Raw genomic sequence first — 22967 nt, 5'->3', positions numbered from 1 at the left:
CCCGTCACGGACGCAGATGCGCCAGAAGGTCGTCGTCCACCGGGTACGGGCGCTCCGCAGGCAGCAGCCGGGAAGCCGCCGCCAGATCGTTCCCGTCCCGTACGAGGGCGTGGATCTCCCGTACGCGGTCGGTGACGTCCGTGATCGAGACCGTCCACTCGTCCGCGTACCGGCGGGACGCCTCGCCGGACAGGCCGAGTTGGAGGGAGCGGTGGGGGAGCGGGTTGAGGTGGAGGTCGCGTTCGGGGTCCCACTGGACGCGGGCGGGGGTCCGGCGCAGGGCGCGTTTCCAGGTGGCCCGGTCGGGGTGGAGGCCGCGGACGTAGTGGGAGAGGCACGCGTTGCGCAGTGCCCAGTCGAAGCCCTCGCGGGTGATCTCGACCGCCAGGACGGTCTCCTGGCCCTCCTTCGTGGCCCAGCCGCAGCGGTACATCATCCACAGGAAGGACGGTTTGATCCACGTCATGCGGTCCCGCTTCCAGGCGGCGGGAAAGCGTCCGGTGCGGGCGGCGGGGACACCGAGCTGCGGGGAGTACGCCTGGTAGACGGTGATGGTGGATTCGGTGTGCAGGGCGCGGATCTGGCGGTTCATGATGGACCAGCGTGCAGTCGGCGGCGGCGGAGCGCCAGCGAATTGTCGGTGCGGGGCGCTACGGTGAGGGCCTCTCGTTCGGACAAGGAGGCCTGGTGGACGCTGAGTTGACGGCGCTGGCGGCGGCGGGCGCGACGGCGCTCGTGCAGCAGATGGTCACCGAGAGCTGGGCCCAGGCGCGGGACCGGGTCGCCCGGTTCTTCGCGCGGGGCAGCGGCGAGGAGGACGCCCTCGCGGGCGAGCTGGAAGAGGCGCGGATCGAAGTCGTCGCCGCGCGGGGCGCCGAGGACGAGGCGACCGCGGCCGACGTGCAGGCGGAGTGGCGTTCCCGGCTCCGCCGCAGACTCGCGGCGGATCCCGAGGCGGCCGCCGAACTGCGCGCGCTGCTCGACGAGTTGGCCCCGGATCCCGATCCGTCGGCGGGGCGGGGCAGCGTCACGTACAACACCGTCCACGGCGGCGTGCACTACGGCACGACGATCCAGTCGGGATCCATCGGCACCCAGCACATCCACGGCAGCGACAACCGCTGAAACGGCACCGGCGGCCCCGTCGGCCCACCGCCGCACGCGTCCGTCAGAAGTCGACCCGCGTGCGCTCGTCCAGCCGCGCCACCGAGTCCTGCGCGAACGCCTTCTCGTAGTCGCTGCGGATCTCCTCGATCTGCGTGTCCCGCCTGCGCGCCTCGGTCGTCGGATAGAGCAGGATCAGTTCGTACGAACGCTCCCGCTCGATCCTGCCGTTGGAGTCGCGCCACTGCCCGCGCCCGTCCTGGATCGTCAGCCCGTCCGGGAAGCCCGGCGTGACCTCCTTGTCGATGAAGGCCATGAACTGCTTGTCGGTCACCGCGGGCCCGCCGTCGGGCCGTTCCGTGCCGAAGAAGAGCCGCGTCTCGGTGTAGGGCTTGCCGCGGGCGACGGTCGACGCGGCGGCCGAACCGGCGCTGCGCGTCGGACCGTCGTCGTCCAGCGAGGCGTACGCGGCGGGCGCGCCGACGGCCAGCACGGTGGTGGCGACGGCGGCCACGGCGAGCCGGGTGCCGGAGACGCGGGGGAAGGTGAGGGCCACGGGGCGTTCCCTTTCCGGGGAGGGGCGATCGTCCATAACGGCGGCACACCGTAGCGGACCCCGCCCGTCCGGTGCCCTTCATCCGGCGGTATGGCCTGATTGGCTCCCACCGGTTTCACGCTCGCGTGGCACGCCCGTCACAGAGCTCCCGTAGCTCCCGGTCCGCCCGTCCCCAGCCGGTACGTCGTGAGATCCCGCCAGCCCTCGCCCGGACCGTCCGTCACGATCAGATGGACGGTGTCCACGTGGCTGACGACCGGCAGTGCGGGAGCGAGCGTCGTCTCCAGGGCGTCGTAGGCCGCTTCGTAGGTGGCCGGGCCCTCGTGGTTCGCGACGGTGAGGTGGGGGTCGAGGGGTGGGGTGAAGATGCCGCGGTAGGGGACGGCCTCGGGCCAGCGGGTCGTGAGGGCGCGGGTGAGGGCGCGTACGGGGGTGTCGGGGGCCGGCGGGAGGTAGAGGACGCCGGGGTAGCGGCGGAACTCCCCGAACGTGAGCGTGAAGGGGGCGTGGGCGGCGAAGACGTCCGCCAGGTCCGCGCGGGTGGTCGCGGTGAAGCGGGACTCGTTGAGGAACGGGTAGAGCACCGTCACGTGGGCCGGGAAGCCCGCCCGTACCAGCGGGTTCGCCTCGGGAACGCGGATGGTCAGGGCCGTGTCGCCGGGGAGGTCGGGCCAGCCGTCCCGCTCCGCTGTCCTCGTCGACCTGGCCCGTTCCCGTGCTTCCGTGCTCACCGCGCGCGGCGCAGGCGTGCCGAGAGGTGGTGCTGCAGGGGCTGGCCGACCGCCGCGAGGTCGTGGGTGAAGGTGAGGGTGCCGTCGTCGGTCAGGGCGTAGCGGCGGCGGGTGGCGGTGACCTCCTTGGCGGTGGGCGTGAGCGCCACGTCGTGGGTGGAGAGGTCGATCGTGCCGTCGGCCGCGTGGCCGACCGCGATCTCCGCGATGCCGGTGGGCTGGGTGACCAGCGCCTCCACCCGGCCGTCGGGCTGCAGCCGCCACCAGCCGCTCTCGCGGGCCGCGGGGCGCAGCGGCACGGCGTCGGCGTCGGCGTCGGTGTCGAGCAGCCAGGCCCGTGCCTCGTAACGGAGGAAGGGCCGGCCGTCGTGGCTGAAGGTCACTTCCTGCGCGTACGTGAAGTCCGCGGGGAGCGTCGGGTACTCGCCGTGCCCGCGGCCGCGCCACGTGCCGAGGAGGCCGAGCACGGGCCCGAGCAGCGCGTGCGCCTCGGCAGGGTCGAGGCTGTCGGGGTACGGGTGCTCCGGTGCGGGGTCGAACACGGTGGGGCTCCTGGGGGTGGTGGGGCGGGTGCCTGGGGAAGCTTAGGGGGCGCGCCCTTCGGAGGGCGGTGCGTGCTCCGCCGCCGTAACGTGCCGTCTTCCCCTGCGTCACCCAATTCCCGTACGTTGCCCCGGACTTGCCGACGTGCGGCTGGAGAGGGTGGTGGGCGTGATGGTGCGCAAGGGTGTGGGCGGGCTGCTGGTGGGGGCTCTGGTGTGCTGGGGCGTCCTCGGCGGAGCCGCGACCGGGGCCGGAGCCGCAGCCGGGACGGAAACCGCCGCCGACCCCTCCTACTCCGCCACCACCGGCGTCGGCGTCCACAACGCCTACGAAAAGGCCAAGTACCCGTACTTCGCCGACGCCCTCGACTCCGGTGCCGCGATGCTCGAACTCGACGTGTGGACCAACGCGTTCGGCAGCGGATGGCGGGTGTCGCACAACAACCCCGTCGGGAACGACAACAACTGCGAGAACGCGCAGAGCCCCGCCGAGCTGCGCACCAAGGCACGCAACCAGAGCCTCGCGGGATGCCTGAGGGACATGCGCAGCTGGCACGACGCGCACCCCGGCCACCGCCCGGTCCTCGTGAAGGTCGAGCTGAAGGACGGGTTCCAGGGCAGGCGGGGGCGCGGGCCCGCCGACCTCGACGCGCTGCTCACCTCCGTGCTCGGCGACGCCGTGTACCGCCCGGGGCAGCTCGCCGCCGGGCACGCCACCCTCGACGACGCCGTACGGGACAGGGGCTGGCCCGGACGCGCCGAGCTCGCGGGGAAGTTCGTGGTCGAACTGATCCCCGGCACCGTCGAGCGGGGCAACCCCGCCGACACCCTCTGGACCGACCGCGAGTACGCCACCCACCTGCGCGACCTCGCCGCCGCGGGCCGCCTCGGGGACGCCGCCGCCTTCCCCGCCGTGCTCGGCGCGGAAGCGGGCGATCCGCGCGGGCGGTACCAGGACGCGTCGATCAGGCCGTGGTTCGTGCTGTTCGACGGGGACGCCGCCGCGTACGCGGGCGGCGCCATCGACACCCGCTGGTACGCCGACCGGCGCTACCTCGTCGTCATGACCGACGCCCACAACGTCGCTCCCGCCATCGACGGGACGCGGCCGACCGAGGCCCAGGCCAGGGAGCGGGTCGCGCTGCTCGCGGGGAAGCACGCCAGCGTCGTGTCCGCCGACTGGTACCCGCTGCCCGGCGTCCTCTCGGCCGTGCTCCCGCGCGGCTGACCCGCCCGGGCCCGGGCCGAGTCCCGGGTCCGGGCTCGCTCAGGGCTGGATCCGTATCCACACCGGCGCGTGGTCCGACCCCGTCGCGTCCCTCCGTACCGCCGGATCGCCGTCCGCCACCGACGGCAGCGCGGCGGCCGCGGCGCCCGGCGCGCCCGTGCCCGCCGTCCGCACCTGGTCCAGGAGGCCCCGGCTCACCAGGACGTGGTCGATGAGTTCGCGGCGGCCCGCGTGGATGCGGGAGAAGCGCTGGTCGGGCGGGATCAGCGGGGCGACGTTCCACAGCCGTGCCGCGTCGCCCTTGTCCGGGCGGTCGAAGCCCGGTGTGCCGATCTCGGAGCCGGGCGGGCCGAGCGGGATCTGCGTCGTCGCGGCCCCGGCCTCGTCGTTGAGGTCCCCGAGCACGGCGACCCGGTGCTCCCGGCCGTCGCCGTGCAGCAGCCGGTCGGCGAGTGCGCGGACCGTGGTCGCCTCGGCGGCGCGGCGGTGCAGGGCGTAGGCCGCGTACCGGGCACGCTCACCCTCGTCGCGCGGCTGGAAACGGGCACCGGAAGCGCCGCCGGAAGCGCCGCCGGCAGAGCTACCGGGCGAGCCGCCGGGATAGGAGAGCAGCTTCGACTTGAGGTGGCAGACGACCGCGTCGAAGAAGAAGGCGCGCGTCGACACCGTCACCGCGAGGATCCCGCGCCCGGCGCGCGAGACCGTCCGGCCCGCGTCATCGGCCTGCACCGGCCGCACCGGTCCTGGGAAGGCGGCCTCGTCCGCGACGACGGAGACCGGGAAGCTGGTGAGAAAGCCGACCCGGATGCCCCGGTCGTCCGCATGCCGGGAGAGCGCGACGTGCCAGGTGCCCTCCAGCAGGCCCGCCAGGTCCTCCAGGGCGGCCGGGTCGCCGACCTCCTGCACGCCGAGGACGCTCGGCCGCAGCGCGGTGACCGTCGCCGCGAGCGAGGCCAGCTTCGCCTCGTACGTGATCTTGTCCTTGGGGCCGAACGCCCCGCCGGGGCGGTAGAGGTTCTCCAGGTTCCAGGTGCCGACGATCATGGCCGCCTCCCGTGTCGTTCTCCGTCCCCTCGGCCGGTCGGCGGGTGAGGCCAGCGTGCCCGCGAAACCGTCCCCGCGACAGGGCCGCCGGATGCGCACTCGCACTACCGTGAAGAGATGACGCCGCCTCCCGCGCCAGGACCCGCCGACCTCATCACCCACGACCCGGCCGACCTCGTCGTCACGGGCTGCACGGCACTGACCCACGACCCGCGGGGCGGGATCGTCTTCGTCGACGACGCCACGATCGTCGTACGGGACGGACTCATCGCCTCCGTCACGGCGGGCGGCCCGGAGCACATGACGGCCACCGGCCCGGAGCACAGCACCGCCGCCGGTATGGAGCACATCGACGGCCGCGGCACCGTCGCCCTCCCCGGACTCGTCAACTGCCACACGCACACACCGATGGTGGCCCTGCGCGGCCTCGCCGAGGACCTCCCCGCCCACGCGTGGTTCAACGACTGGATCTGGCCCGTCGAGTCCAACCTGACCGAGCGGATCGTCGGGCTCGGCGCGCGGCTCGCCTGCGCCGAGATGATCCGCGGCGGCGTCACCACCTTCGCCGACCACTACTTCGCCATGGACGCGGTCGCCGCCGCCACCGAGGAGAGCGGCCTGCGCGCCGTCCTCGGCCAGGCCTACTTCAGCTCGCAGGGCCCCGAAGGACGCGCCGCCTCCCTCGACTTCGCGCTCCGGCTGCGGGGCGCCGCCGACGGCCGCATCACCACCTGCCTCGCCCCGCACGCCCCCTACACCGTCGACGAACCCGACCTCGCCGCGACCGCCGCACTCGCCCGCGACCACGGCCTGCTCGTCCATATCCACGCCGCCGAGAACCGCGAGCAGACCGACAACAGCCTGGCCCGGCACGGCCGCACCCCCGTCGAGGTCCTGGAGCGCGCCGGACTCCTCGACGTCGACCTCCTCCTCGCCCACGCCACCGGCCTGGACACCGCCCGCGACCTCCCGGTGCTGCGCCGCGCCGCGGAACGCTCTGGCGGCCGCGTCGCCGTCGCCTCCGCACCCCGCGGCTACCTCAAGTTCGGCTGGGACACCACACCCGTACGGGCCCTGCGCGAGGCGGGCGTCCCGGTCGGCCTCGCCACGGACGGCGCCGCGTCCAACAACACCCTCGACGTGTGGGAGTCCATGACGCTGACCGCGCTCGTCCAGAAGTACGTGGAACGGGACCCCACCTGGCTCACCGCCCGCCAGGCCCTGGACCACGCCACCCTGCAGAGCGCGCGGGCCGTCGGGCTCGGCGACGACATCGGCAGCCTCGCCGAAGGGCGGCGTGCCGACCTCGTCCTCGTCGACGTGACCGGACCGCACACCCAGCCCGTGCACGACCTCGCGGCCACGCTCGTGCACAGTGCGCGCTCCGCCGACGTACGCACCACGATCGTGGCCGGCCGCGTCCTCATGCGCGACCGCGAGCTGCTCACCCTCGATGTGCCGAGCCTGGTGGGGGAGTTGAGCGCGCTGCTGCCGGAACTCGTCGACCGGAGCCACGGCAAGCGGATCCAGGAGTACGAGGGATGAGCGGTGGGGCGGGGAGCTGATGATTCTTTGGAACTTCTTCGCCCGCGAGCGATGAGTTCCGCGAACTCCGCAGGTCCACCCTTCGCAGACGTACGCCCGAAGGGTGGAGGAGACACACCATGGGACTTCCGGACATCGTCACGCGCGAGGAGTGGCTCGCCGCGCGTGAGGAGCTGCTGGCCAAGGAGAAGGCGGCCACCCGCGCGCGCGACGCGCTCAACGCCGAGCGGCGCCGGCTGCCGATGGTCGAGGTCGACAAGGAGTACTACTTCGACGGCTCCGACGGGAAGGCGACGCTGCTCGACCTCTTCGACGGCAGGGACCAACTGATCGTCTACCACTTCATGTTCGCCCCCGAATGGGACGCGGGCTGCCGCAGCTGCTCCGGCTTCCTCGATCAGCTCGGGCACCTCTCCCACCTGCGGGCCCGCGCCACCAACTTCGTCGCGGTGTCACGCGCGCCCTTCACCAAGCTGCTGACCTTCAAGGCCCGGATGGGCTGGACGGTGCCCTGGTACTCGACGAACGGCGGCGACTTCAACCACGACTTCCTGGCATCGTCCGTGGAGGAGCCCCACGACGTGCCCGCGATCAACTGCTTCCTGCGGTACGGGGACCGGGTCTTCCACACGTACGCGACGTTCGCCCGCGGCCTGGACGGCGTCGGCTCCACCACCAGCCTCCTCGACCTCACCGCGCTCGGCCGGCAGGAGGAGTGGGAGGAGCCCAAGGGGCGGGCGTCGGTGTTCGGGGCGCCCGCGGGCAGCGCGCGGGTGCGGTACCACGACGAGTACGAGGATTGAGCCGGTACCCCGGTACGACACCCGGGGAGAACCCGGAAAGAACCCGGGGAGAACCCTGGGAAATGCCCCTACTCCGTCTCAGTTGCGTCACGCCGCGCATCCGCGGGGCCGCCCCGCGCGTTCTCCTCAGTACAGAGTCCGTGGACCGCGGACGTGACGGAACGGCACGGGGGACAGGGATCATGATGAACGGACGAACGGTGTTGGAGCGGTTCCCCGCGGGCGGGCCGCGCGGATCATGGCCCGCGGAGGAATTCGCGCGGGCCCGACGGCAGGAAGGACAGCGCGCGGAGGTCGTGATGGACCTCGCGTCGGACGCCTTCCTGGTGATCGTGCGCGCGCCCGACGAGACCGCGGAGCTCGCCGCCGTCTGACGCGCGACCTCGGACCACAGTGGAGCCGGAGCTCACGCGCTGAGCGCCCGCGACCAGCCCGGCGTGGTCCCCGTGACCCGGCACAGCGCCAGATACAGCGGGATCGGCGGCGTGTAGGGGACGTCGTCCGCGGGACGGTTGATCAGGACAGGCCGACAGTCGGCGTCCCGCACCACCGCGCCCGCCGAGTAGGCGACGGGCGCGGGCCACTCCATGGCGACGTCGGAGTCCGCGGGCACGATCCACCACCAGCGCGCCCCGTCCTCGTACACACAGCCCACGCGAGGCAGTCTGGACATCAGCCGGGGGCCGAACGCCGCGGGCACCGCCACGGCGTCGCAGCCGAGCGGCTCGGTCATCCCCTCGGGGAGATCGAGCCGCAGGGGCGGTGGCGTCGGTCTCCCGGTGCGCTGCCGCCGTCGCGACAGACGGACCAAGGTGTTCAGATCCAACGGCCGCACCGTACCCGCGCTCACATGCCCCCCGCCCGTGTAACTGCCACGCTCGATCGATTCGTTCTCCGCGTACGCCGGTCCGCGCACACGCCGTTCCGTACAACCCGTTCCGTACAACCTGTTCCCGGCACACGCCGGCGTCGGTCAGGACGCCGACCGCGGCAACTCCGCCCACACCGTGAGCCCGAAACCGGGCCCCGCGTCGTGGACGCCCCACGCGCTGCTCACCGCATCGACAAGAAGCAGTCCCCTCCCGTGCTCCTCGTCGGCCCCCCTGTGCGCGGGGCGCGGCATCCCTGAACCGCACCCCTCGTCACGTACGGCTATTCGCAGCTTCTCCGGATCCGCGCAGAGCTCGCAGATGATCCGCCGGCTCGCGGTGTGCACCACGGCATTGGTGACCAGTTCGGAGAGAACGAGTGCCGCCGCGTCGCAGGCGTCGTCGTCACGCACCGCCCACCCGTCCAGCTGCGTGCGCATCAGGCGTCTGGCCTGTGCGACGGAGCCCGGACGCGGGGCGAGGGCGAAACTGACGCAGACCTCGGCGGCCTCGGGACACGCCTCGGCGAGATCGCCAAGTCGGCCTTCAGCGGCGTCGGTTCGTAACGGCGCGGGCGGAGTCACGTTCTCCACTATCGCCCCGCCCAGAACACCTTGGCAAGACCCACTCTGAAAAGTGCACAGTGGCGTGTTCCTCCGCGACGGCGCATGGCACACTGCTCGCTACAGCTCGCGGTGCGGTGTGAGTTGAAGCAACGCGGAGTCAGGTGGAGGTAGGAGACGTGAGCGAACCGCGGTCAGCCCCGACCGTCGGCCAGGTCGTTCTCGGTCGTCGCCTGCAGGATCTGCGCGAGAGCGCGGGCCTGAAACGCGAGGAGGCCGCGAAGATCCTCCGCGTCGCCCCCGCCACCGTCCGGCGCATGGAGACCGCCGAGGTCGCGCTGAAGATCCCGTATCTCCAGCTGCTCCTGAAGTCCTACGGCGTCGCGGACGACGAGGCCGACGCCTTCGTCACGCTCGCCGAGGAGGCCAACAGACCCGGCTGGTGGCAGCGGTTCCACGACATCCTGCCCGGCTGGTTCAGCATGTACGTCAGCCTGGAGGGCGCGGCGAGCCTCATCAGGTCGTACGAACCCCACTTCGTGCCGGGACTCCTGCAGACCGAGGAGTACGCGCGCGGCGTGATGCGGTCCGGCGCCATCGGCCAGACCAGGCCCGCGGACATCGAGCGGTACGTGGCGCTGCGCATGGAACGCCAGTCGCTGCTCACCCGTGAGGACGCGCCCCGGCTGTGGGTGGTGATGGACGAGACCGCGCTGCGCAGACCGGTCGGCGACGCCGAGGTGATGCGGAATCAGTTCGACCGGCTCCTCGAAGCCGCCGAGCTGCCCCATGTCACCTTGCAGGTCGCCGCCTTCGCGGCGGGGCCGCACCCCGGAACGTACGGACCGTTCGTGCTCTTCCGCTTCGCCATGGCGGAGCTGCCCGACATGGTCTACAGCGAGTACCTGACCGGCGCCGTCTACCTGGACGCGCGCAAAGAGGTGGCCACCCACCTGGAGGTCATGGACCGCATGGCGGCGCAGGCCGCCACCGCACAACGCACGAAGGAGATCCTCCGGGACCTCCGCAAGGAGCTGTGACATGGACCGACATCGAGCCGGAACGCGCCCCGCCGGTCCGCGTTCACCCGGAGCCCGCGACGACTCGCGCAGCGAGGTCAGGGAGTCCCGGATCTACAACGGCATGCCCGCCCGCGACCTGGGCACCGAGGGCTGGCACAAGCCCTGGAGCGGCGGCAACGGCGGCAACTGCCTGGAAGCCATGAAGCTGGCCGACGGGCGCGTCGCCGTGCGCCAGTCCGCCGACCCCGACGGCCCCGCGCTCATCTACACGCACGGGGAGATCACCGCGTTCATCCAGGGGGCCAAGGCGGGCGAAGCGGACTTCCTGCTGTCGTGACCGCCGTCCGCTCCGTGACCCGCCGTCGACGCATGGAGTCCGCATGACCGACCCGACGTACATCGACATCAGCAAGCCGCACCGCGCGCGGATGTACGACTGGTTCCTCGGGGGAAGAAACAACTACCAGGCGGACGAGGAGATGGGCCGGCGGCTGGTCGCCATGGACGGGCGGGGACGGACGACGGCGCTGGCCAACTGGGCGTTCATGCGGCGCGCCACGCGCTGGCTCGCGGCCCGGGGCGTACGGCAGTTCCTGGACATCGGCACCGGCATACCCACCGAGCCGAACCTCCACCAGATCGCTCAGGACGTCGCCCCGGACGCCCGGATCGTCTACTGCGACAACGACCCCGTCGTCCTCGCGCACTCCCAGGCGCTCCTGACATCGACACCGCAGGGCGTCACCGAGTACATCCGGGCCGACCTCCGCGAGCCGGAGAGGATCCTCGACGAGGCCGCGCGCGTCCTGGACCTCGACCGGCCCGTCGCCCTGTCGCTCGTCGCGCTGCTGCACTTCTTCGCGGCCGAGGACGGCGTGTACGACCTGGTGGACCGGTTGATGCGGGCCCTGCCGTCCGGCAGCCATCTGGTGCTGTCCCACGGCACGTCCGACTTCAGCCCGGCCACCACGAAGCAGTCCACGGAGCTGTACAAGGCCCGCGGCATGACCCTCGCGCTGCGCACCCGCGAGGAGGTGGAGCGCTTCTTCGAGGGGTACGAACTGGTGGACCCTGGCGTGGAGAACGTCGACCGGTGGAAGCCGGAGCCGGGGGAGTGGAGGCCGGCACCGGAGGAAGGACCCACGCCCGGTTACGGCGGGGTGGCGCGCAAGCCCTAGCGCCGGGTCGGATTGGGTGGGGGATCGGATCGGGTCACGTCACGTCAGGCCGAGGATGAAGCACGCCGTCGCGCCGAGCGCGGCGGCGCCGCGGACGTGGTTCCACGCCGTCCACTCTCTTACGTACGTACGCCAGTACGCGGCGCCCTCCGCGCTGTCCGGGTCGGCCTTGGCGAGGGCGTCGTTGCGGGGGATGTTCGCCACGACGGTCACTCCGAAGCAGCCGACCAGATACAGCGCGCTGCCGAGCAGCAGCTCGACCGTGCCGTCGTCCGGCCAGAGCACGAACGTCACGACGGCGAGCACCGCGCAGAGCCCCGTCGCCCCCAGGAATACGGCCATGAAGGCCGGGGCGACCGCGGTGACGTTGATCCGGTTCATCGCCGCGATGCCCTGAGCCGGGGGAAGTTCGGCGAGGCCCTTCATCACGAAGGTCGAGAACGCGGCGAAGACCCCGGCGGCCAGGCCGCAGGCGAGAGCCCCGAGCACGGTGAGTACGAAGTACGGTCCGTCGATCATGACAACTCCCGTGGTGACTGGGGCGGTTACGTCGGTGGAGACTACGTCGGCTGCGGGCGCGAGTGATCCTGCAGCGCGGCCTCGGCCCACCACAAGTCAATTCCCGTCGGCCCGCGGCCGCCATACGCGACGCTCGCGGGCGCATACGCCGCAGTCTCGGAACCGGGAAGGGGCTACGCGCCTGCCGCCCAGCGCGGGTCGGTCTCGTCCCGTGGCTCGCGCCACTCCCGTAACGTCGCCTCCACCGCGGCGCGGATCCGCCGCCGCGCCTCCCCGCGCGGCACCCCGCTCATCAGCAGCCGGTCGTACGGCGTCGCCGTGTGCCGCACCGCCGCCACGACCGCCGCCGTCACCGCCCCCTCCGACAGCGCCCGCCCCGCCGCGCTCCGTCCCACCCGGCCGCTGCCGCGCACCGACGCGTGGGCGGCGACGGCGCGGGCCCGGTCCGCCGGGCAGCCGGGAAAGATCCTGCGTATCTCCGCGGCGAACGCCTCCGTGAACCGCACGTCCTCCGCGGCCCGCCGCGCCGCGTCCCGCGCCCGCCGCCGCGCCCGGGCCTCCGCGTCCGCCAGGCAGCGCTCCTCGGCGCGCACGAGCGCGGCCTCCTCGACAAGGACGCCCTGCCGTTCGTAGCGGGCGCGGCGCCGGTGGAAGCGGACGACCACGGCCGAGAGGCCACTGCCCTCGCGGGCCCGGCGCGTGAGCGCCGTGTCGCCGCGCGGCAGGTACACGAGGTGCCCGAGGTCGGCGCAGTCCAGGCAGCGCGGCTCGCCGCCCTCCAGGACGAGCAGTGGAAGCGGCCCGGAGCGGCACTCCGCGCAGTGCTTGCGCCGCAGCGGCTGGAAGACCAGGAGGCCGGTGCGGGGGGAGGGGATGACCGGGGAGCTCGTCATGCCCCTTTCATCCCCGCGAGGGTTCTCCGTGAAGCGGCCCCTCCGGTGCCTGATCGGTACGGGGCATCATGGGCCCGTGCGACTCGAACCGATCACCTGGGAACGTCTGGCCGAGACCCTCGCCGACCGGCTGCTCGAGCTGAAGCCGGCCGACGGGGGTCCGTGGACGCGGGTGGCCTTCGACGGGGCGCCGGCCGGCGGTACCGGTGAACTGGCGCGCCTGGTGGGCGACGCGCTGCGTCCGCGGGGGCGGAGCGCGCTTGTGGTCGGCACGGAGGGCTTCCTGCGGCCCGCGTCGCTCCGGTACGAGTACGGTCACGAGGACGTGGAGGCGTACTACAGCGGGTGGTTCGACACCGGCGCGCTGTGGCGCGAGGTCCTCGGGCCGCTCGACCCCGGCGGCACGGGGCGGGCGCTGCCCGATCTGTGGGACCCGGCGACCGACCGCGCGACCCGCAGCCCGTACGTCGAACTCCCGCCCGGCGGGCTGCTGTTGCTGCACGGCCCGCTGCTCCTCGGCCACTGGTTCCCGTTCGACCTGACCGTGCACGTGCGGCTCTCGCCGGGCGCCCTGAGGCGGCGCACGCCGGAGGGCGAGCGCTGGACGCTGCCGGCCTTCGAGCGGTACGAGGCGGAGGTGGACCCCGCGGCCGCGGCCGACGTGGTGGTACGGGCGGACGACCCGCGGCATCCGGCCTGGAGCGGCTGAATCTCCAGTTGGCATTGCTACTGGTCTACTACCGGTCTACTACTGGTCGCCCCAAACCCTGTATATGCACGTGCATCTAGTTTAGGCTGCGGGCATGACAACGAACCAGAACGTGTCCGCGGTCTCCATCGGCGACTCCGTCCGCGCCCTCCTCGACGGCAAGAACTTCGCCAGTGTCGCGACCCTGGGCCCCGGCGGCGCGCCCCACAACTCGGTGGTGTGGATCAAGCGGGACGGCGACGCCGTGCTCTTCTCCGCCACCGCGGGGCGGCAGAAGGTCCGTAACCTCGAACGCGACCCGCGCATCAGCCTCTCGGTCTACGACCTCGCGAACCCGTACTCCTCGGCCGAGATCCGCGGGGTCGCCGAGATCCTGCCGGATGAGGGCAAGCGGCTCCCGTACGAGCTCTCCCACAAGTACCTCGGCATCGACCCGCCCGCGGAGAAGGACGACGAGGTCAGGGTCATCGTCCGGGTGACCCCGCGCAAGATCGTCACCTTCGCGCCCTGACCCTCGGGAGGGTTCCGGATGCGGGCCGCCGCGGGCGCCGCGAGAATGAGAGGCGCCGGGACCAGCCGCGCCTCCGCGCCGCTCCGGACACTGCCCGGCAACGGGAGGTAGTGATGACCACCGCCGGAGACATCATGCACCGGGGTGCCCAGTGGATCCCCAAGCACGAGACCCTGGACCGCGCCGCCCAGTTGATGCGCCGACTCGACGTGGGCGCGCTGCCCATCAGCGACGAGAACGAACGGCTCTGCGGCATTCTCACCGACCGCGACATCGTCGTCGGCTGTGTGGCCATGGGGCACGACCCGGCCCGCGTCACGGCGGGCGATCTGGCCAAGGGGACCCCGCGCTGGATCGACGCGGGCGCCGATGTCGGCGAGGTCCTGCGGGAGATGCAGGGCCACCAGATCCGCCGGCTGCCGGTGATCGAGAACAAGCGGCTCGTCGGCATGATCAGCGAGGCCGACCTGGCCACCCACCTCACCGACGACCAGCTCGCGGGCTGGGTCGAGAGCGTGTACGCCAAGGGGTGACCCGGGCGGTGCCCCGGGCGGCGTGCTGCCTCACAGCCAGCCGTTCCGCCGGAACCCCCGGTACAGCACCACACAGGCCGTCACGATCACGGACATGACGAGCGGGTAGCCGAACCGCCAGTGCAGTTCCGGCATGTGGTCGAAGTTCATGCCGTACATGCCGCAGACCATCGTCGGCACCGCGATGACCGCCGCCCAGGCGGTGATCTTCCGCATGTCCTCGTTCTGCGCGACCGTCACCTGCGCGAGATGGGCCTGGAGGATCGAGTTCAGCAATTCGTCGAACGCGGCGATCTGTTCGGTGGCCCGCTTCAGGTGGTCGTCGACGTCCCGGAAGTACGCCTGTATCTCCGGGGCGATGAGCCGCATCGGCTGGGTGGCGAGCACCTGGAGCGGGCGGCCGAGCGGCACCACCGCCCGCTTCAGTTCGAGCAGTTCGCGCTTGAGCTGGTAGATCCGGCCGGGGTCGGCCCGCGCGCCGTCCGGGGCGAAGACGTCCGTCTCGACCTGGTCGATGTCCGACTGCACCGCGTCCGTCGACGCGAGATAGTCGTCGACGACCTGGTCCGCGATGGCGTGCAGCACCGCGGCCGGGCCCTGGGCGAGCTGCTCGGGCGACGCCTCCAGCTCCTCGCGCAGCGGCCCGAGCGAGCCGTGCCTGCCGTGCCGGACCGTGATGACGAACTCGCGGCCCACGAAGACCATGATCTCGCCGGTGTCCACGACCTCGCTGGTCGCGGTCAGTTCCCCGTGTTCGACGTAGCAGACGGTCTTGAACACGGCGAACAGCGTCTGGTCGTACCGCTCCACCTTCGGGCGCTGGTGCGCGTGGACCGCGTCCTCCACCGCGAGGGGGTGCAGGCCGAAGAGGTCGGCGATGTCGGCGAACTCGTCCTCCGTCGGCTCGTGCAGCCCCAGCCAGACGAAGCCGTCCCCGGACTTGCGGATCCGCTCCACCGACTCGACCAGATCGCGGCCCTGCGGCTCGCGCACCCCGTCCCGGTACGTCACGCAGTTCACCACCGACGTGCCCAGCGGGGAGCGGGCCGGGTGGCTCAGGTCGACGCGGGCGCCGCGCCGGGCCAGGCGCGCGACCTTCCGCAGGCCGCCGACTCTGCGCAGGCCACCGACCTTGCGCAGGTTCCCGACCTTTCGCAGATTGCCTGCCATCGACATAGGGGCTCCTCGCAGTGACGACGTGGCGTGCCAGTCTGCCAGCACGGTCCGGCCGCCTGCCAAGGCCTGTGGGAACGGAGCACTCCGTTCCGGATTGCCCGGTTCTGCCTCCCGGGAGCAAGCGGGACAACTGGGATGATCACGACATGACGCAAATCGACGGTCATCTCCTCGATCCCCGGCAGTACGCCGGTCCCCGGCAGCTCTCCGACCACCGGCAGCTCCCCGACTCCCGGTCGTCCGGGGCACGCACGCGCCCCGACGCCTTCGCCGCCCTCTTCGACCCCACGACCTTCGGGCACGTCGAACGCCTCGGCATCGGCCCGGGCTGGCGCTGCTGGGAGGTCGGCGCGGGCGGCACCTCCGTGATCTCCTGGCTCGCCAGGCGGGTCGGCCCCACCGGTCGGGTCCTGGCGACCGACATCGACACGTCGTGGCAGACGCGGGCGGCGCGCTCGCCGCTCGAAGTGCGGATCCACGACGTCGCCGCGGACCCGCCGCCCGCCGGGGGCTTCGACCTCGTGCACGCGCGGCTCGTCCTGGCCGGCGTGTCCGACCGGGAGCGGGCCCTGGCGTCGATGCTCAGGGCGCTGCGGCCCGGCGGCAGGCTCCTCATCGAGGAGCCCGACCCGGCGCTCCAGCCGCTGGCCTGCCCCGACGAGCACGGCCCCGCCGAGGAGTTGGCGAACCGGCTGCGCCGCGCGCTGTGCGCCCTGCTCGCGGAGCGCGGCGCCGACGTCACGTACGGGCGCAGACTGCCCAGGCTGCTCCGCGAGGCGGGCCTGCGCGGGGTGGAGTCCGACGCGTACTTCCCGCTCGCCTCACCGGGCGGGGCGGCCCTGGAGACCGTCACGCTCCAACAGCTCCGCACCGAGCTGACCGCCGCGGGCCCGGCGACCGAGGAGGACATCGACCAGCACCTTTCGAACGTCGCGACGGGCGCCCTGGACGTGGCGGCCCCGCCGCTGATCTCGACGTGGGGGAGGAAGGCGTAACGGTTGCGGGCGGAGTGCGGGCGGAGTGCGGACCGGGCGGCTCACGGCTGCGGGGCGGAGCCGTTCGGATGTCACTTCGTCGATGCCGGGCCGGGCGGTCTGCCGCCGATGAGTTCCACGGCTCGCGCGCCCGCCCGGCAGCCCTCCGCCGCCGCCTCGCGCAGCCCCGCTCCACCGAGCCGCGCGGCGAGGAACGCGCCGGTGAACGCGTCGCCCGCCCCCGTGGAGTCGCACACGCGCGCGGGCACCGCGGGGCTACGGCCAAGGACCTGCCCGTCCCGCGCCACCAGCGCCCCCTCGGCGCCCAGCTTGACGACCACGGCCGGGAACCAGTGGCTCAGCTTCGACGCCGCGTCCGCCGGGTCGGGGAGGCCGGTGAGCAGCTCGGCCTCGTCCCGGCTCGGCAGCAGTACGGCCACCCCGTCCACCGCCGAGAGGAACCGGTCCACACCCGACTCCGCGAGGAACCCCGCCGACGCCGGGTCCACGCTCACCGGCACCCCACGCGCGCGTGCCGACGCCAGCGCCGCGCGGGCCGCGGCCCGGCCGGGCTCGGCGAAGAACAGGTAGCCGGACAGGTGCAGCAGGGCCACGCCGTCGAGGAGGGCGGGGGACCAGTCGGCGGGGGAGAGCCGCAGCGCGGCACCGCTGTCCGTGAGGAAGGTCCGCTCCGCCGCGGCGCCCCCGTCCACCAGACAGATCACCGTCCCTGTCGGCGCCTCCGCGTCGACGACGAGCCGGGGCCGCACCCCCGCGCGCGTGAGCGCGGCCTCGTGCCACGCCGCCGCGTCGGCGCCGACGCGCCCGAGGAGCCGTACGTCGGGATGGCCCCAGTGCGCCGCCCAGCAGGCCACGTTGGCGCCCGCGCCGCCCGGCACGGTGCGGATGGCGGCGGCCGTGTCGGTGCCGGGCGCCAAAGCCGTACGGTGCCGGGCCACGATGTCCGTGACGACGTCTCCGACGACCAGTAGCCCACCGGAGTCCGGAGGCACTGTCGCCCGCTCCCTCACCGCCCGGCCCAGGCCGCCGCGATCCGTCCCGCGAGCCGTACGTTGCCGCGGACGGCCGCGAGGTTGGCCTCCAGGGAGGCGCCCCCGGTGCGCCGCACCAGCTCACCCAGGAGGAACGGCGTGATCGCCTGTCCCGTGATGCCCCGCTCCTCGCACGCCTCCAGCGCCTCGGCGAGCACGCGCGCGTGGAGGGACGGATCGAGCTGCTCGTCGCGCGGCACCGGGTTGGCCACGAGCAGCGCCGACTCAGGACCCCCCAGGGCGTCCTGAGCCCGCATCACCTCGGCGACCTGCGCGGGCGTGTGCAGTGTCCACTCCACCGGGTGCCCGGAGTCGGCGAGGTAGAAGCCCGGGAAGCGGTCGGTCCCGAAGCCCGCCACCGCGACGCCCAGCGTCTCCAGGCGCTCCAGCGTGGCCGCCACGTCCAGTATCGACTTCACGCCCGCGCACACGACCGTGATCCGCGTACGCGCGAGCAGCCCCAGGTCGGCCGACTCGTCCTGCGACTGCGTCCACTGCCGGTGCACTCCGCCGAGCCCGCCCGTGGCGAACACGCGCAGTCCGGCGCGTGCGGCGAGCAGTGCTGTCGCCGACACCGTCGTCGCGCCGCTCGTGCCCGTCGCGGTGGCGAGGGGCAGATCGCGGTGGCCCAGCTTGCGGATGCCGTCCTCGTGCGCGACGCGGTCCAGCTGCCCCTTGTCCAGGCCGACCCGGGGGACCCCGTCCAGCACGGCGATCGTGGCGGGGACGGCGCCCTCGTCCCGTACGGTCGCTTCGAGCTCCTCGGCCACCTGGAGATTGCGCGGTCGTGGCAGTCCGTGCGCGATGATCGTGGACTCCAGGGCCACCACGGGGCGTCGCTCCGCGACAGCCGTCTGCACCTCGTCGGACACCACCAGCACGGGCCTGCCTCCTGCCTGTCGGGTCTCCCCTCATCCCTGGCGGGCGGCGCGTCCCGTCAAACCCCCGCCGGTGAGAGGGGATACGGCCCGGCTAGGGTGACCGGCCATGACCACGAATGATCAGACTGTTGCGTCTTTTGCCGTGCATATCCCGGATGTCGAGCTGGAGGCCGAGCCGCTGGACCCGGCGCAGATCGTCTCCGGAGACCCGGTGGTGACCGGCAAGGTGCTGTGGGAGTCCGCCGACGGCAAGCAGCTGCGCGGCATCTGGCAGATCACGCCGGGCGTGGTCACCGACACCGAGGCCAACGAGCTGTTCGTGGTCGTCAGCGGCCGCGCCACCGTCGAGGTCGAGGGCGGCGACACCCTGGAGATCGGCCCGGGCGACGCCGCCGTGCTGCGCGAGGGCGACCGCACCACCTGGACCGTGCACGAGACGCTGCGGAAGGCGTACCACATCACGCTCCCGTGACCGCCGGGCACGCGATGCGCGGTCAGGCCTTCTTGACCGCCCTGCGGAGGGCGAGCGCGGCCATCGGCAGCAGTACGCAGACGCCGGCGAGGTTGAGCCAGCCGTAGCTCGCCCGTGCCACGACGAGGCCGGCGGCGGCGCCGCCGATGCCCGCGGCCGCGTTCATCGTCAGGTCCGACAGGCCCTGCACGGCGGCCCGGGCGGGCTGCGGCACCGAGTCGGTGAGCAGCGCCGAACCGGCGACCAGGCCCGCGGACCAGCCGAGGCCCAGCAGGAAGAGGCCGGCGGCGGTCTGGCCGTGGCTGGGCCCCGCCGTGCCGGCGAGCAGCGCGGCACAGCACAGCAGCCCCACCGCGAGCCCGATCACGGAGAGCCGGCCGAACCGGTCGGCGAGCCAGCCCATCACCGGCGAGAACGCGTACATGCCCGCGATGTGGCCGCTGATGACCAGGCCGACCAGTTGCAGGCTCGCGCCGTGGTGTCCCAGGTCGACCGGGGTCATCACCATGATCGAGACCATCACGGTGTGCGACGCGGCCACCGTCACCAGGGCGAGCCGGGCCATGGGCGACGCGGCGACCGCGGCGATCCCGGCCTTCAGCGAGCGGCTCTGCGCGGTGCCGCTGTCCTGCGGGGCCAGCGCGCGGGCGGTGAGCAGCGGGTCGGGCCGCAGCAGCACCGCCACCACCAGCGCGGCGACCGCGAAGATCCCGGCGGCGAAGAGGAACGGTCCTGCCTCCTCGGGGATGGAGGTGTCCGTGAAGACCCGGCTCGCGGGCGCGGAGATGTTCGGGCCGAGCACGGAGCCGATCGTGGTGGCCCAGATGACGTGCGAGATCGCCCGGCCGCGCCGGTCGGGCTCGGCCAGGTCGGCCGCGGCGAACCGCGCCTGCAAGGTGGCCAGCGAACCCGCTCCGAAGGCCGCCATGCCGAGCAGCAGCAGGGCGAAGCTGTCGACGACCGAGGCGAGGACGACGAGCCCCGCGCCCAGCGCGCCGATCACATACGCGAGGACGAGCCCGGCACGCCGCCCGCGCGAGTTCATCAGCGCGGCGAGCGGCAGCGAAAGGAGGGCCGTGCCCGCCACGGAAGCGGTCGGCGCGAGTCCCGACAGCGCCTCCGTCCCGCTCACGTCGGTGGCCAGCATCGGAGCCAGGGCGATGCCGATCGGCACCCCGAGCCCGCCCAGGATCTGACTGGCGATCAGTACCGCGTTCGTACGGCGGCGGAGGGCGGCCAGCGCCTCCGGCCCGGGTATGTCAGGGGCGTCGAGGGTCGAAGTCACTGACGCAGTGTGCCAGGGCGCTCCCGTACCCGGAACGGGTAGTCGGCGGACCGGAGCGGCGAGGCGTCAGAACAGCGGCTGGGGCAGCACCCCCTCCAGGGCGAGCAGCTGCCGCTTGGTCTCCAGGCCGCCGCCGAAGCCGCCGATGCCGCCGTCGCTCTCCACCACCCGGTGGCACGGCACCACGACCGGCAGGGGGTTGGCGCCCATCGCGAGGCCCACGGCCTGCGCGGCGCCCGGCTGCCCGACCCGGCGGGCGAGGTCGCCGTACCCCACCACCGCGCCGTACGGCACGCCGGAGGCGAGCTCGCGCAGCACCTGGCGGTTGAAGCCGGAGATCAGCGACCAGTCGAGCGGCAGCTCGAAGTCGCTCCGGTCGCCCGCGAAGTAGGCCGCGAGCTGGCGTATCGCCTCGGCGAGCAGGGGCGAGTCCGGCGCGTGGACCGGCTCGGCGCCCAGTCGGGAGCCGAGCCGGTCCAGGGTCCTGTCGCGCACCGCCCCGGTGGCGTGGAAGGCCACGGTGACCAGCCCTTCGCCGGTCGCGGCGAGCAGCAGCGGACCGATGTCGCTGTCGACGACGGCCCACACGGCCGCACGCTGGTCCTGCGCATTGGCGTTCATGCCGACCACCGTACGGCCGGCCACTGACAACGCGGCTGCGAGCGGCTGCGGACGTCAGTCCTCGCGCAGCGCCTTGCGCACGACGTCCGGCTTGTTGGTGATGATGCCGTCCACGCCGAAGCCCGCCGCGCGGACCGCGTTCGGCGCGTCGTTGACGGTCCAGGTGAAGATCTCCAGCGGCTTGCCGTGCGGTCCCTTGAGCGCGTGGATCGCGGAGACGTAATCGGCCGAGATGGAGGTGTGCGTCGAGTTGATCTGGTCGGCGAACCGGGCGTAGGCGGGCAGGTCGGCGACGGCGGGGGTGCCGAGGAAGCCGGTCTTCACGTCGGGCCGCAGCTTGTGCACGGTCTTCACGCTGTCCGCGCTGAAACTCTGGATGACCAGCTTGCTCTTGACGTGGTGCTTGTCGAGCCAGCCCGCGTCGCGGAGGATCCGCAGGCCCTGCCTCTCGATGCCCGGGTACAGCTCGGGCTTCTTGAACTCGAAGACCAGCTTCTGGTGGTTCTGCGACACCCGCCGCATGTACTGCTTCAGGGTGGGCACCCGTTCACCGGCGTACTCCGGGCCGAACCAGCTGCCCGCGTCGAGTGTCGCTATCTCCGCGGCCGTGAAGTCCGCGACCTTCCACGGAGCGCGGTCGGGGAAGAGCTCCTCGACGTTCGTCGTCCGCTTGAGGGTGTCGTCGTGCATGATCACCAGCTCGCCGTCCTTGGTCCGCTGGACGTCGTTCTCGACCCACCGGAACCCCATCCGGCGGGCCTTGTCGATGGCCGCGAGGGTGTTCTCCGGGGCGTAGGCGGAGGCACCGCGGTGGGCGACGACCAGCGGCCTGTCGTGCCGGGCGGCAGCCGGTGCGGTGGGGGGCTGCGCGGTGGCGGTGGCGGCGGTGGGGAGGACGAGTGCACCGGCTCCCAGGAGGGCGACGGTGGTGGCGGCAGCACGTGCGTACACGGGTACTCCTCGCGTCGTGTGATCGCGGACCGGTCGAGAGTGACAGTCCTCTGCCAACGGGAAACAGGTGCAGGATGGCCACAGGTTGAACGGAGTCATCACCGACGAGGACCCCGCGCGTGGGGAAAGCGATTCTTTGCCGGAAAATCGTTCGTACGTCCCGGCGTGAGCTTTACTCTCTGCGTCAGCCGACGGTCTTTCATATGACCGACGGTAGGGGGTATATCGCACGTTTCATGGCATTTGGGCACGAAAAGCGGAAGGGCTACCGCGCATGCAGGGCACGGTCGACGGGTTCAGCTACGGAGTCGTCACACCGGTGGTGGCCTACCTCATGGCCTGCCTCGGGGGCGCGCTCGGCCTGCGCTGCACCACCAGATCGCTGCTCGTCGCGCACTCCTGGCGGCCCGGCTGGCTCGCGCTCGGCTCGGCCGCGATCGGCTCCGGCATCTGGACCATGCACTTCGTGGCGATGATGGGCTTCACCGTGGAGGAAGCCCCGATCCACTACGACAAGGCCCTGACCTTCGCGAGTCTCGCCGTCGCCATCGTCATGGTCGGCATCGGGATCTTCATCGTCGGCTACCGCGGCGCGACGGGCACCGCCCTCTTCACCGGCGGAACGATCACCGGCCTGGGCATCGCCACGATGCACTACCTCGGAATGGCCGGTATGCGTCTTCGCGGGACGCTGGAGTACGACACCCTGACCGTCGCTGCCTCCGTAGTGATCGCCATGGCCGCCGCGACCGCCGCGCTGTGGGCGGCGGGACAGGTCAGGGGAATCCTGTGGAGCCTCGGCGCCAGCCTCGTCATGGGCCTGGCCGTGAGCGGCATGCACTACATGGGGATGGCGGGGCTCAGCGTCCACCTGCACGACTCGGGCGCCACCCCGCCCGGCGACTCGTCCGCCGAGATCCTCGCGCCCATGATGATCGGGCCGCTCGCCTTCCTGCTCCTCGCGGGCGTCATCGTGATGTTCGATCCGCTCATGGTGATGGGCGGCCAGGCGGACGTCAGGAACCCGGCGAACGGCGGCCGCACCCGGCAGGCCTACCCCGTGCCGCGCTCGGGCGACCGGCACGTCCCGGCCGCCCGCCGCCGGACCCGGCCCAGGTCCCGCACCCGCCCCGGCTCCCGCACCCCGCAGAACTGGTGACCGGGCCGCGCCACCGGTGACCCCGGCCGCCGCCGGGCGGCTGATC

Annotated in this window: 29 protein-coding genes; 14 read left to right on the top strand and 15 right to left on the bottom strand. The window is 72.7% G+C overall.

Annotated features, from left to right (window positions below):
- Positions 1 to 4 precede the first annotated feature (4 nt).
- Positions 5 to 592 carry a DUF4291 domain-containing protein gene (locus ACI2L3_RS18625; protein WP_404753430.1) on the bottom strand — a complete coding sequence of 196 codons (588 nt, stop codon included), beginning with the start codon at positions 590 to 592 and terminating at the stop codon, positions 5 to 7.
- 95 nt (positions 593 to 687) lie between these two features.
- On the opposite strand from ACI2L3_RS18625, the gene ACI2L3_RS18620 reads away from it, so the two are divergent.
- Positions 688 to 1125: a hypothetical protein gene (locus tag ACI2L3_RS18620; RefSeq protein WP_404753429.1), complete on the top strand. Its 438-nt coding sequence runs from the start codon at positions 688 to 690 to the stop codon at positions 1123 to 1125.
- Between the two features lie 43 nt (positions 1126 to 1168).
- Here the strand turns inward: ACI2L3_RS18620 and ACI2L3_RS18615 are convergent, their stop codons facing one another.
- The 3 genes from ACI2L3_RS18615 to ACI2L3_RS18605 all read right to left on the bottom strand — a co-directional run bounded on the left by ACI2L3_RS18615 (position 1169) and on the right by ACI2L3_RS18605 (position 2933).
- The gene (locus ACI2L3_RS18615) at positions 1169 to 1660 is read right to left on the bottom strand and encodes a DUF3574 domain-containing protein (protein WP_404753428.1); all 492 of its coding nucleotides are present in this window, start codon (positions 1658 to 1660) and stop codon (positions 1169 to 1171) included.
- Positions 1661 to 1797: 137 nt separating this feature from the next.
- Positions 1798 to 2391, bottom strand: coding sequence for a 2'-5' RNA ligase family protein (locus ACI2L3_RS18610; RefSeq protein ID WP_404753427.1), 594 nt, complete (start codon positions 2389 to 2391; stop codon positions 1798 to 1800).
- Positions 2388 to 2933 carry an FABP family protein gene (locus tag ACI2L3_RS18605; protein ID WP_404753426.1) on the bottom strand — a complete coding sequence of 182 codons (546 nt, stop codon included), beginning with the start codon at positions 2931 to 2933 and terminating at the stop codon, positions 2388 to 2390. Before ACI2L3_RS18605 ends, ACI2L3_RS18610 begins: the two co-directional genes overlap by 4 nt.
- A 172-nt stretch (positions 2934 to 3105) precedes the next feature.
- Between ACI2L3_RS18605 and ACI2L3_RS18600 the strand changes: the two genes are divergently transcribed.
- Positions 3106 to 4161, top strand: a complete 1056-nt coding sequence (locus ACI2L3_RS18600) for a phosphatidylinositol-specific phospholipase C domain-containing protein (RefSeq protein ID WP_404753686.1) — start codon at positions 3106 to 3108, stop codon at positions 4159 to 4161.
- 39 nt (positions 4162 to 4200) lie between these two features.
- Here ACI2L3_RS18600 and ACI2L3_RS18595 read toward each other — a convergent pair whose 3' ends face one another.
- A complete protein-coding gene (locus tag ACI2L3_RS18595; protein ID WP_404753425.1) occupies positions 4201 to 5205 on the bottom strand; it encodes an endonuclease/exonuclease/phosphatase family protein in 1005 nt (334 codons plus the stop codon).
- Between the two features lie 117 nt (positions 5206 to 5322).
- Here ACI2L3_RS18595 and ACI2L3_RS18590 point away from each other — a divergent pair, with 117 nt between their 5' ends.
- The 3 genes from ACI2L3_RS18590 (at position 5323) to ACI2L3_RS18580 (ending at position 7927) form a co-directional block, all read left to right on the top strand.
- Positions 5323 to 6750 carry an amidohydrolase gene (locus ACI2L3_RS18590; RefSeq protein WP_404753424.1) on the top strand — a complete coding sequence of 476 codons (1428 nt, stop codon included), beginning with the start codon at positions 5323 to 5325 and terminating at the stop codon, positions 6748 to 6750.
- Between the two features lie 119 nt (positions 6751 to 6869).
- Positions 6870 to 7553 carry a DUF899 domain-containing protein gene (locus ACI2L3_RS18585; protein ID WP_404753423.1) on the top strand — a complete coding sequence of 228 codons (684 nt, stop codon included), beginning with the start codon at positions 6870 to 6872 and terminating at the stop codon, positions 7551 to 7553.
- Positions 7554 to 7735: 182 nt separating this feature from the next.
- Positions 7736 to 7927 carry a hypothetical protein gene (locus ACI2L3_RS18580; RefSeq protein WP_404753422.1) on the top strand — a complete coding sequence of 64 codons (192 nt, stop codon included), beginning with the start codon at positions 7736 to 7738 and terminating at the stop codon, positions 7925 to 7927.
- Positions 7928 to 7959: 32 nt separating this feature from the next.
- Here ACI2L3_RS18580 and ACI2L3_RS18575 read toward each other — a convergent pair whose 3' ends face one another.
- Complete coding sequence (locus ACI2L3_RS18575) at positions 7960 to 8379, bottom strand: hypothetical protein (RefSeq protein WP_404753421.1); 420 nt, start codon at positions 8377 to 8379, stop codon at positions 7960 to 7962.
- 147 nt (positions 8380 to 8526) lie between these two features.
- The gene (locus tag ACI2L3_RS18570; protein ID WP_404753420.1) at positions 8527 to 9006 is read right to left on the bottom strand and encodes an ATP-binding protein; all 480 of its coding nucleotides are present in this window, start codon (positions 9004 to 9006) and stop codon (positions 8527 to 8529) included.
- Positions 9007 to 9164: 158 nt separating this feature from the next.
- Between ACI2L3_RS18570 and ACI2L3_RS18565 the strand changes: the two genes are divergently transcribed.
- The 3 genes from ACI2L3_RS18565 (at position 9165) to ACI2L3_RS18555 (ending at position 11185) form a co-directional block, all read left to right on the top strand.
- Positions 9165 to 10025 (top strand): helix-turn-helix domain-containing protein, encoded by an 861-nt coding sequence (locus ACI2L3_RS18565; RefSeq protein ID WP_404753419.1) that lies wholly within the window; start codon positions 9165 to 9167, stop codon positions 10023 to 10025.
- A 103-nt stretch (positions 10026 to 10128) separates the two neighbouring features.
- Entirely contained in the window at positions 10129 to 10344 is a 216-nt protein-coding gene (locus ACI2L3_RS18560) for a DUF397 domain-containing protein (protein WP_404753685.1), read from the top strand.
- Between the two features lie 43 nt (positions 10345 to 10387).
- Entirely contained in the window at positions 10388 to 11185 is a 798-nt protein-coding gene (locus tag ACI2L3_RS18555; protein WP_404753418.1) for an SAM-dependent methyltransferase, read from the top strand.
- 39 nt (positions 11186 to 11224) lie between these two features.
- On the opposite strand, the gene ACI2L3_RS18550 is transcribed toward ACI2L3_RS18555, so the two are convergent.
- Both ACI2L3_RS18550 and ACI2L3_RS18545 read right to left on the bottom strand, forming a co-directional pair.
- Complete coding sequence (locus tag ACI2L3_RS18550; protein WP_404753417.1) at positions 11225 to 11704, bottom strand: DUF1772 domain-containing protein; 480 nt, start codon at positions 11702 to 11704, stop codon at positions 11225 to 11227.
- 173 nt (positions 11705 to 11877) lie between these two features.
- Entirely contained in the window at positions 11878 to 12597 is a 720-nt protein-coding gene (locus ACI2L3_RS18545) for a DUF2293 domain-containing protein (RefSeq protein WP_404753416.1), read from the bottom strand.
- Between the two features lie 76 nt (positions 12598 to 12673).
- Between ACI2L3_RS18545 and ACI2L3_RS18540 the strand changes: the two genes are divergently transcribed.
- The 3 genes from ACI2L3_RS18540 to ACI2L3_RS18530 all read left to right on the top strand — a co-directional run bounded on the left by ACI2L3_RS18540 (position 12674) and on the right by ACI2L3_RS18530 (position 14350).
- The gene (locus tag ACI2L3_RS18540) at positions 12674 to 13306 is read left to right on the top strand and encodes a uridine kinase (protein ID WP_404753415.1); all 633 of its coding nucleotides are present in this window, start codon (positions 12674 to 12676) and stop codon (positions 13304 to 13306) included.
- A 94-nt stretch (positions 13307 to 13400) separates the two neighbouring features.
- A complete protein-coding gene (locus ACI2L3_RS18535) occupies positions 13401 to 13817 on the top strand; it encodes a PPOX class F420-dependent oxidoreductase (RefSeq protein ID WP_404753414.1) in 417 nt (138 codons plus the stop codon).
- A 113-nt stretch (positions 13818 to 13930) separates the two neighbouring features.
- Positions 13931 to 14350 carry a CBS domain-containing protein gene (locus tag ACI2L3_RS18530; protein WP_404753413.1) on the top strand — a complete coding sequence of 140 codons (420 nt, stop codon included), beginning with the start codon at positions 13931 to 13933 and terminating at the stop codon, positions 14348 to 14350.
- Positions 14351 to 14380: 30 nt separating this feature from the next.
- Here the strand turns inward: ACI2L3_RS18530 and ACI2L3_RS18525 are convergent, their stop codons facing one another.
- Complete coding sequence (locus ACI2L3_RS18525; RefSeq protein WP_404753684.1) at positions 14381 to 15508, bottom strand: magnesium and cobalt transport protein CorA; 1128 nt, start codon at positions 15506 to 15508, stop codon at positions 14381 to 14383.
- A gap of 164 nt (positions 15509 to 15672) precedes the next feature.
- Between ACI2L3_RS18525 and ACI2L3_RS18520 the strand changes: the two genes are divergently transcribed.
- Positions 15673 to 16521 carry a methyltransferase domain-containing protein gene (locus ACI2L3_RS18520; protein WP_404753412.1) on the top strand — a complete coding sequence of 283 codons (849 nt, stop codon included), beginning with the start codon at positions 15673 to 15675 and terminating at the stop codon, positions 16519 to 16521.
- 71 nt (positions 16522 to 16592) lie between these two features.
- Here ACI2L3_RS18520 and ACI2L3_RS18515 read toward each other — a convergent pair whose 3' ends face one another.
- Both ACI2L3_RS18515 and ACI2L3_RS18510 read right to left on the bottom strand, forming a co-directional pair.
- Positions 16593 to 17513, bottom strand: a complete 921-nt coding sequence (locus tag ACI2L3_RS18515; protein ID WP_404753411.1) for a carbohydrate kinase family protein — start codon at positions 17511 to 17513, stop codon at positions 16593 to 16595.
- 14 nt (positions 17514 to 17527) lie between these two features.
- Positions 17528 to 18433 (bottom strand): pseudouridine-5'-phosphate glycosidase, encoded by a 906-nt coding sequence (locus ACI2L3_RS18510; protein ID WP_404753410.1) that lies wholly within the window; start codon positions 18431 to 18433, stop codon positions 17528 to 17530.
- A 106-nt stretch (positions 18434 to 18539) separates the two neighbouring features.
- On the opposite strand from ACI2L3_RS18510, the gene ACI2L3_RS18505 reads away from it, so the two are divergent.
- Complete coding sequence (locus ACI2L3_RS18505) at positions 18540 to 18905, top strand: cupin domain-containing protein (protein WP_389712630.1); 366 nt, start codon at positions 18540 to 18542, stop codon at positions 18903 to 18905.
- A 22-nt stretch (positions 18906 to 18927) separates the two neighbouring features.
- On the opposite strand, the gene ACI2L3_RS18500 is transcribed toward ACI2L3_RS18505, so the two are convergent.
- The 3 genes from ACI2L3_RS18500 to ACI2L3_RS18490 all read right to left on the bottom strand — a co-directional run bounded on the left by ACI2L3_RS18500 (position 18928) and on the right by ACI2L3_RS18490 (position 21762).
- Positions 18928 to 20190 carry an MFS transporter gene (locus ACI2L3_RS18500; RefSeq protein WP_404753409.1) on the bottom strand — a complete coding sequence of 421 codons (1263 nt, stop codon included), beginning with the start codon at positions 20188 to 20190 and terminating at the stop codon, positions 18928 to 18930.
- Positions 20191 to 20256: 66 nt separating this feature from the next.
- The gene (locus tag ACI2L3_RS18495) at positions 20257 to 20811 is read right to left on the bottom strand and encodes a methylated-DNA--[protein]-cysteine S-methyltransferase (RefSeq protein ID WP_404753408.1); all 555 of its coding nucleotides are present in this window, start codon (positions 20809 to 20811) and stop codon (positions 20257 to 20259) included.
- A 54-nt stretch (positions 20812 to 20865) separates the two neighbouring features.
- Positions 20866 to 21762 carry a glycerophosphodiester phosphodiesterase gene (locus ACI2L3_RS18490; RefSeq protein WP_404753407.1) on the bottom strand — a complete coding sequence of 299 codons (897 nt, stop codon included), beginning with the start codon at positions 21760 to 21762 and terminating at the stop codon, positions 20866 to 20868.
- A 274-nt stretch (positions 21763 to 22036) separates the two neighbouring features.
- On the opposite strand from ACI2L3_RS18490, the gene ACI2L3_RS18485 reads away from it, so the two are divergent.
- Positions 22037 to 22921 carry an MHYT domain-containing protein gene (locus ACI2L3_RS18485; RefSeq protein WP_404753406.1) on the top strand — a complete coding sequence of 295 codons (885 nt, stop codon included), beginning with the start codon at positions 22037 to 22039 and terminating at the stop codon, positions 22919 to 22921.
- The last annotated feature ends 46 nt before the right edge of the window (positions 22922 to 22967 follow it).

The sequence above is a fragment of the Streptomyces sp. NPDC029674 genome, from assembly GCF_044903205.1.
GTDB lineage: Bacteria > Actinomycetota > Actinomycetes > Streptomycetales > Streptomycetaceae > Streptomyces.
The sequence above is the reverse complement of the archived record's forward strand: the minus strand, read 5'-3'. Positions and strand labels throughout refer to the sequence as shown.

Bases quoted from the DNA above. Each gene is read 5' to 3' on its own strand.
- ACI2L3_RS18625 (WP_404753430.1), bottom strand. From the start codon at position 592: ATGAACCGCCAGATCCGCGCCCTGCACACCGAATCCACCATCACCGTC.
- ACI2L3_RS18600 (WP_404753686.1), top strand. From the start codon at position 3,106: ATGGTGCGCAAGGGTGTGGGCGGGCTGCTGGTGGGGGCTCTGGTGTGC.
- ACI2L3_RS18595 (WP_404753425.1), bottom strand. From the start codon at position 5,205: ATGATCGTCGGCACCTGGAACCTGGAGAACCTCTACCGCCCCGGCGGG.
- ACI2L3_RS18590 (WP_404753424.1), top strand. From the start codon at position 5,323: ATGACGCCGCCTCCCGCGCCAGGACCCGCCGACCTCATCACCCACGAC.
- ACI2L3_RS18585 (WP_404753423.1), top strand. From the start codon at position 6,870: ATGGGACTTCCGGACATCGTCACGCGCGAGGAGTGGCTCGCCGCGCGT.
- ACI2L3_RS18580 (WP_404753422.1), top strand. From the start codon at position 7,736: ATGATGAACGGACGAACGGTGTTGGAGCGGTTCCCCGCGGGCGGGCCG.
- ACI2L3_RS18560 (WP_404753685.1), top strand. From the start codon at position 10,129: ATGCCCGCCCGCGACCTGGGCACCGAGGGCTGGCACAAGCCCTGGAGC.
- ACI2L3_RS18555 (WP_404753418.1), top strand. From the start codon at position 10,388: ATGACCGACCCGACGTACATCGACATCAGCAAGCCGCACCGCGCGCGG.
- ACI2L3_RS18550 (WP_404753417.1), bottom strand. From the start codon at position 11,704: ATGATCGACGGACCGTACTTCGTACTCACCGTGCTCGGGGCTCTCGCC.
- ACI2L3_RS18545 (WP_404753416.1), bottom strand. From the start codon at position 12,597: ATGACGAGCTCCCCGGTCATCCCCTCCCCCCGCACCGGCCTCCTGGTC.
- ACI2L3_RS18535 (WP_404753414.1), top strand. From the start codon at position 13,401: ATGACAACGAACCAGAACGTGTCCGCGGTCTCCATCGGCGACTCCGTC.
- ACI2L3_RS18530 (WP_404753413.1), top strand. From the start codon at position 13,931: ATGACCACCGCCGGAGACATCATGCACCGGGGTGCCCAGTGGATCCCC.
- ACI2L3_RS18520 (WP_404753412.1), top strand. From the start codon at position 15,673: ATGACGCAAATCGACGGTCATCTCCTCGATCCCCGGCAGTACGCCGGT.
- ACI2L3_RS18505 (WP_389712630.1), top strand. From the start codon at position 18,540: ATGACCACGAATGATCAGACTGTTGCGTCTTTTGCCGTGCATATCCCG.
- ACI2L3_RS18495 (WP_404753408.1), bottom strand. From the start codon at position 20,811: ATGAACGCCAATGCGCAGGACCAGCGTGCGGCCGTGTGGGCCGTCGTC.
- ACI2L3_RS18485 (WP_404753406.1), top strand. From the start codon at position 22,037: ATGCAGGGCACGGTCGACGGGTTCAGCTACGGAGTCGTCACACCGGTG.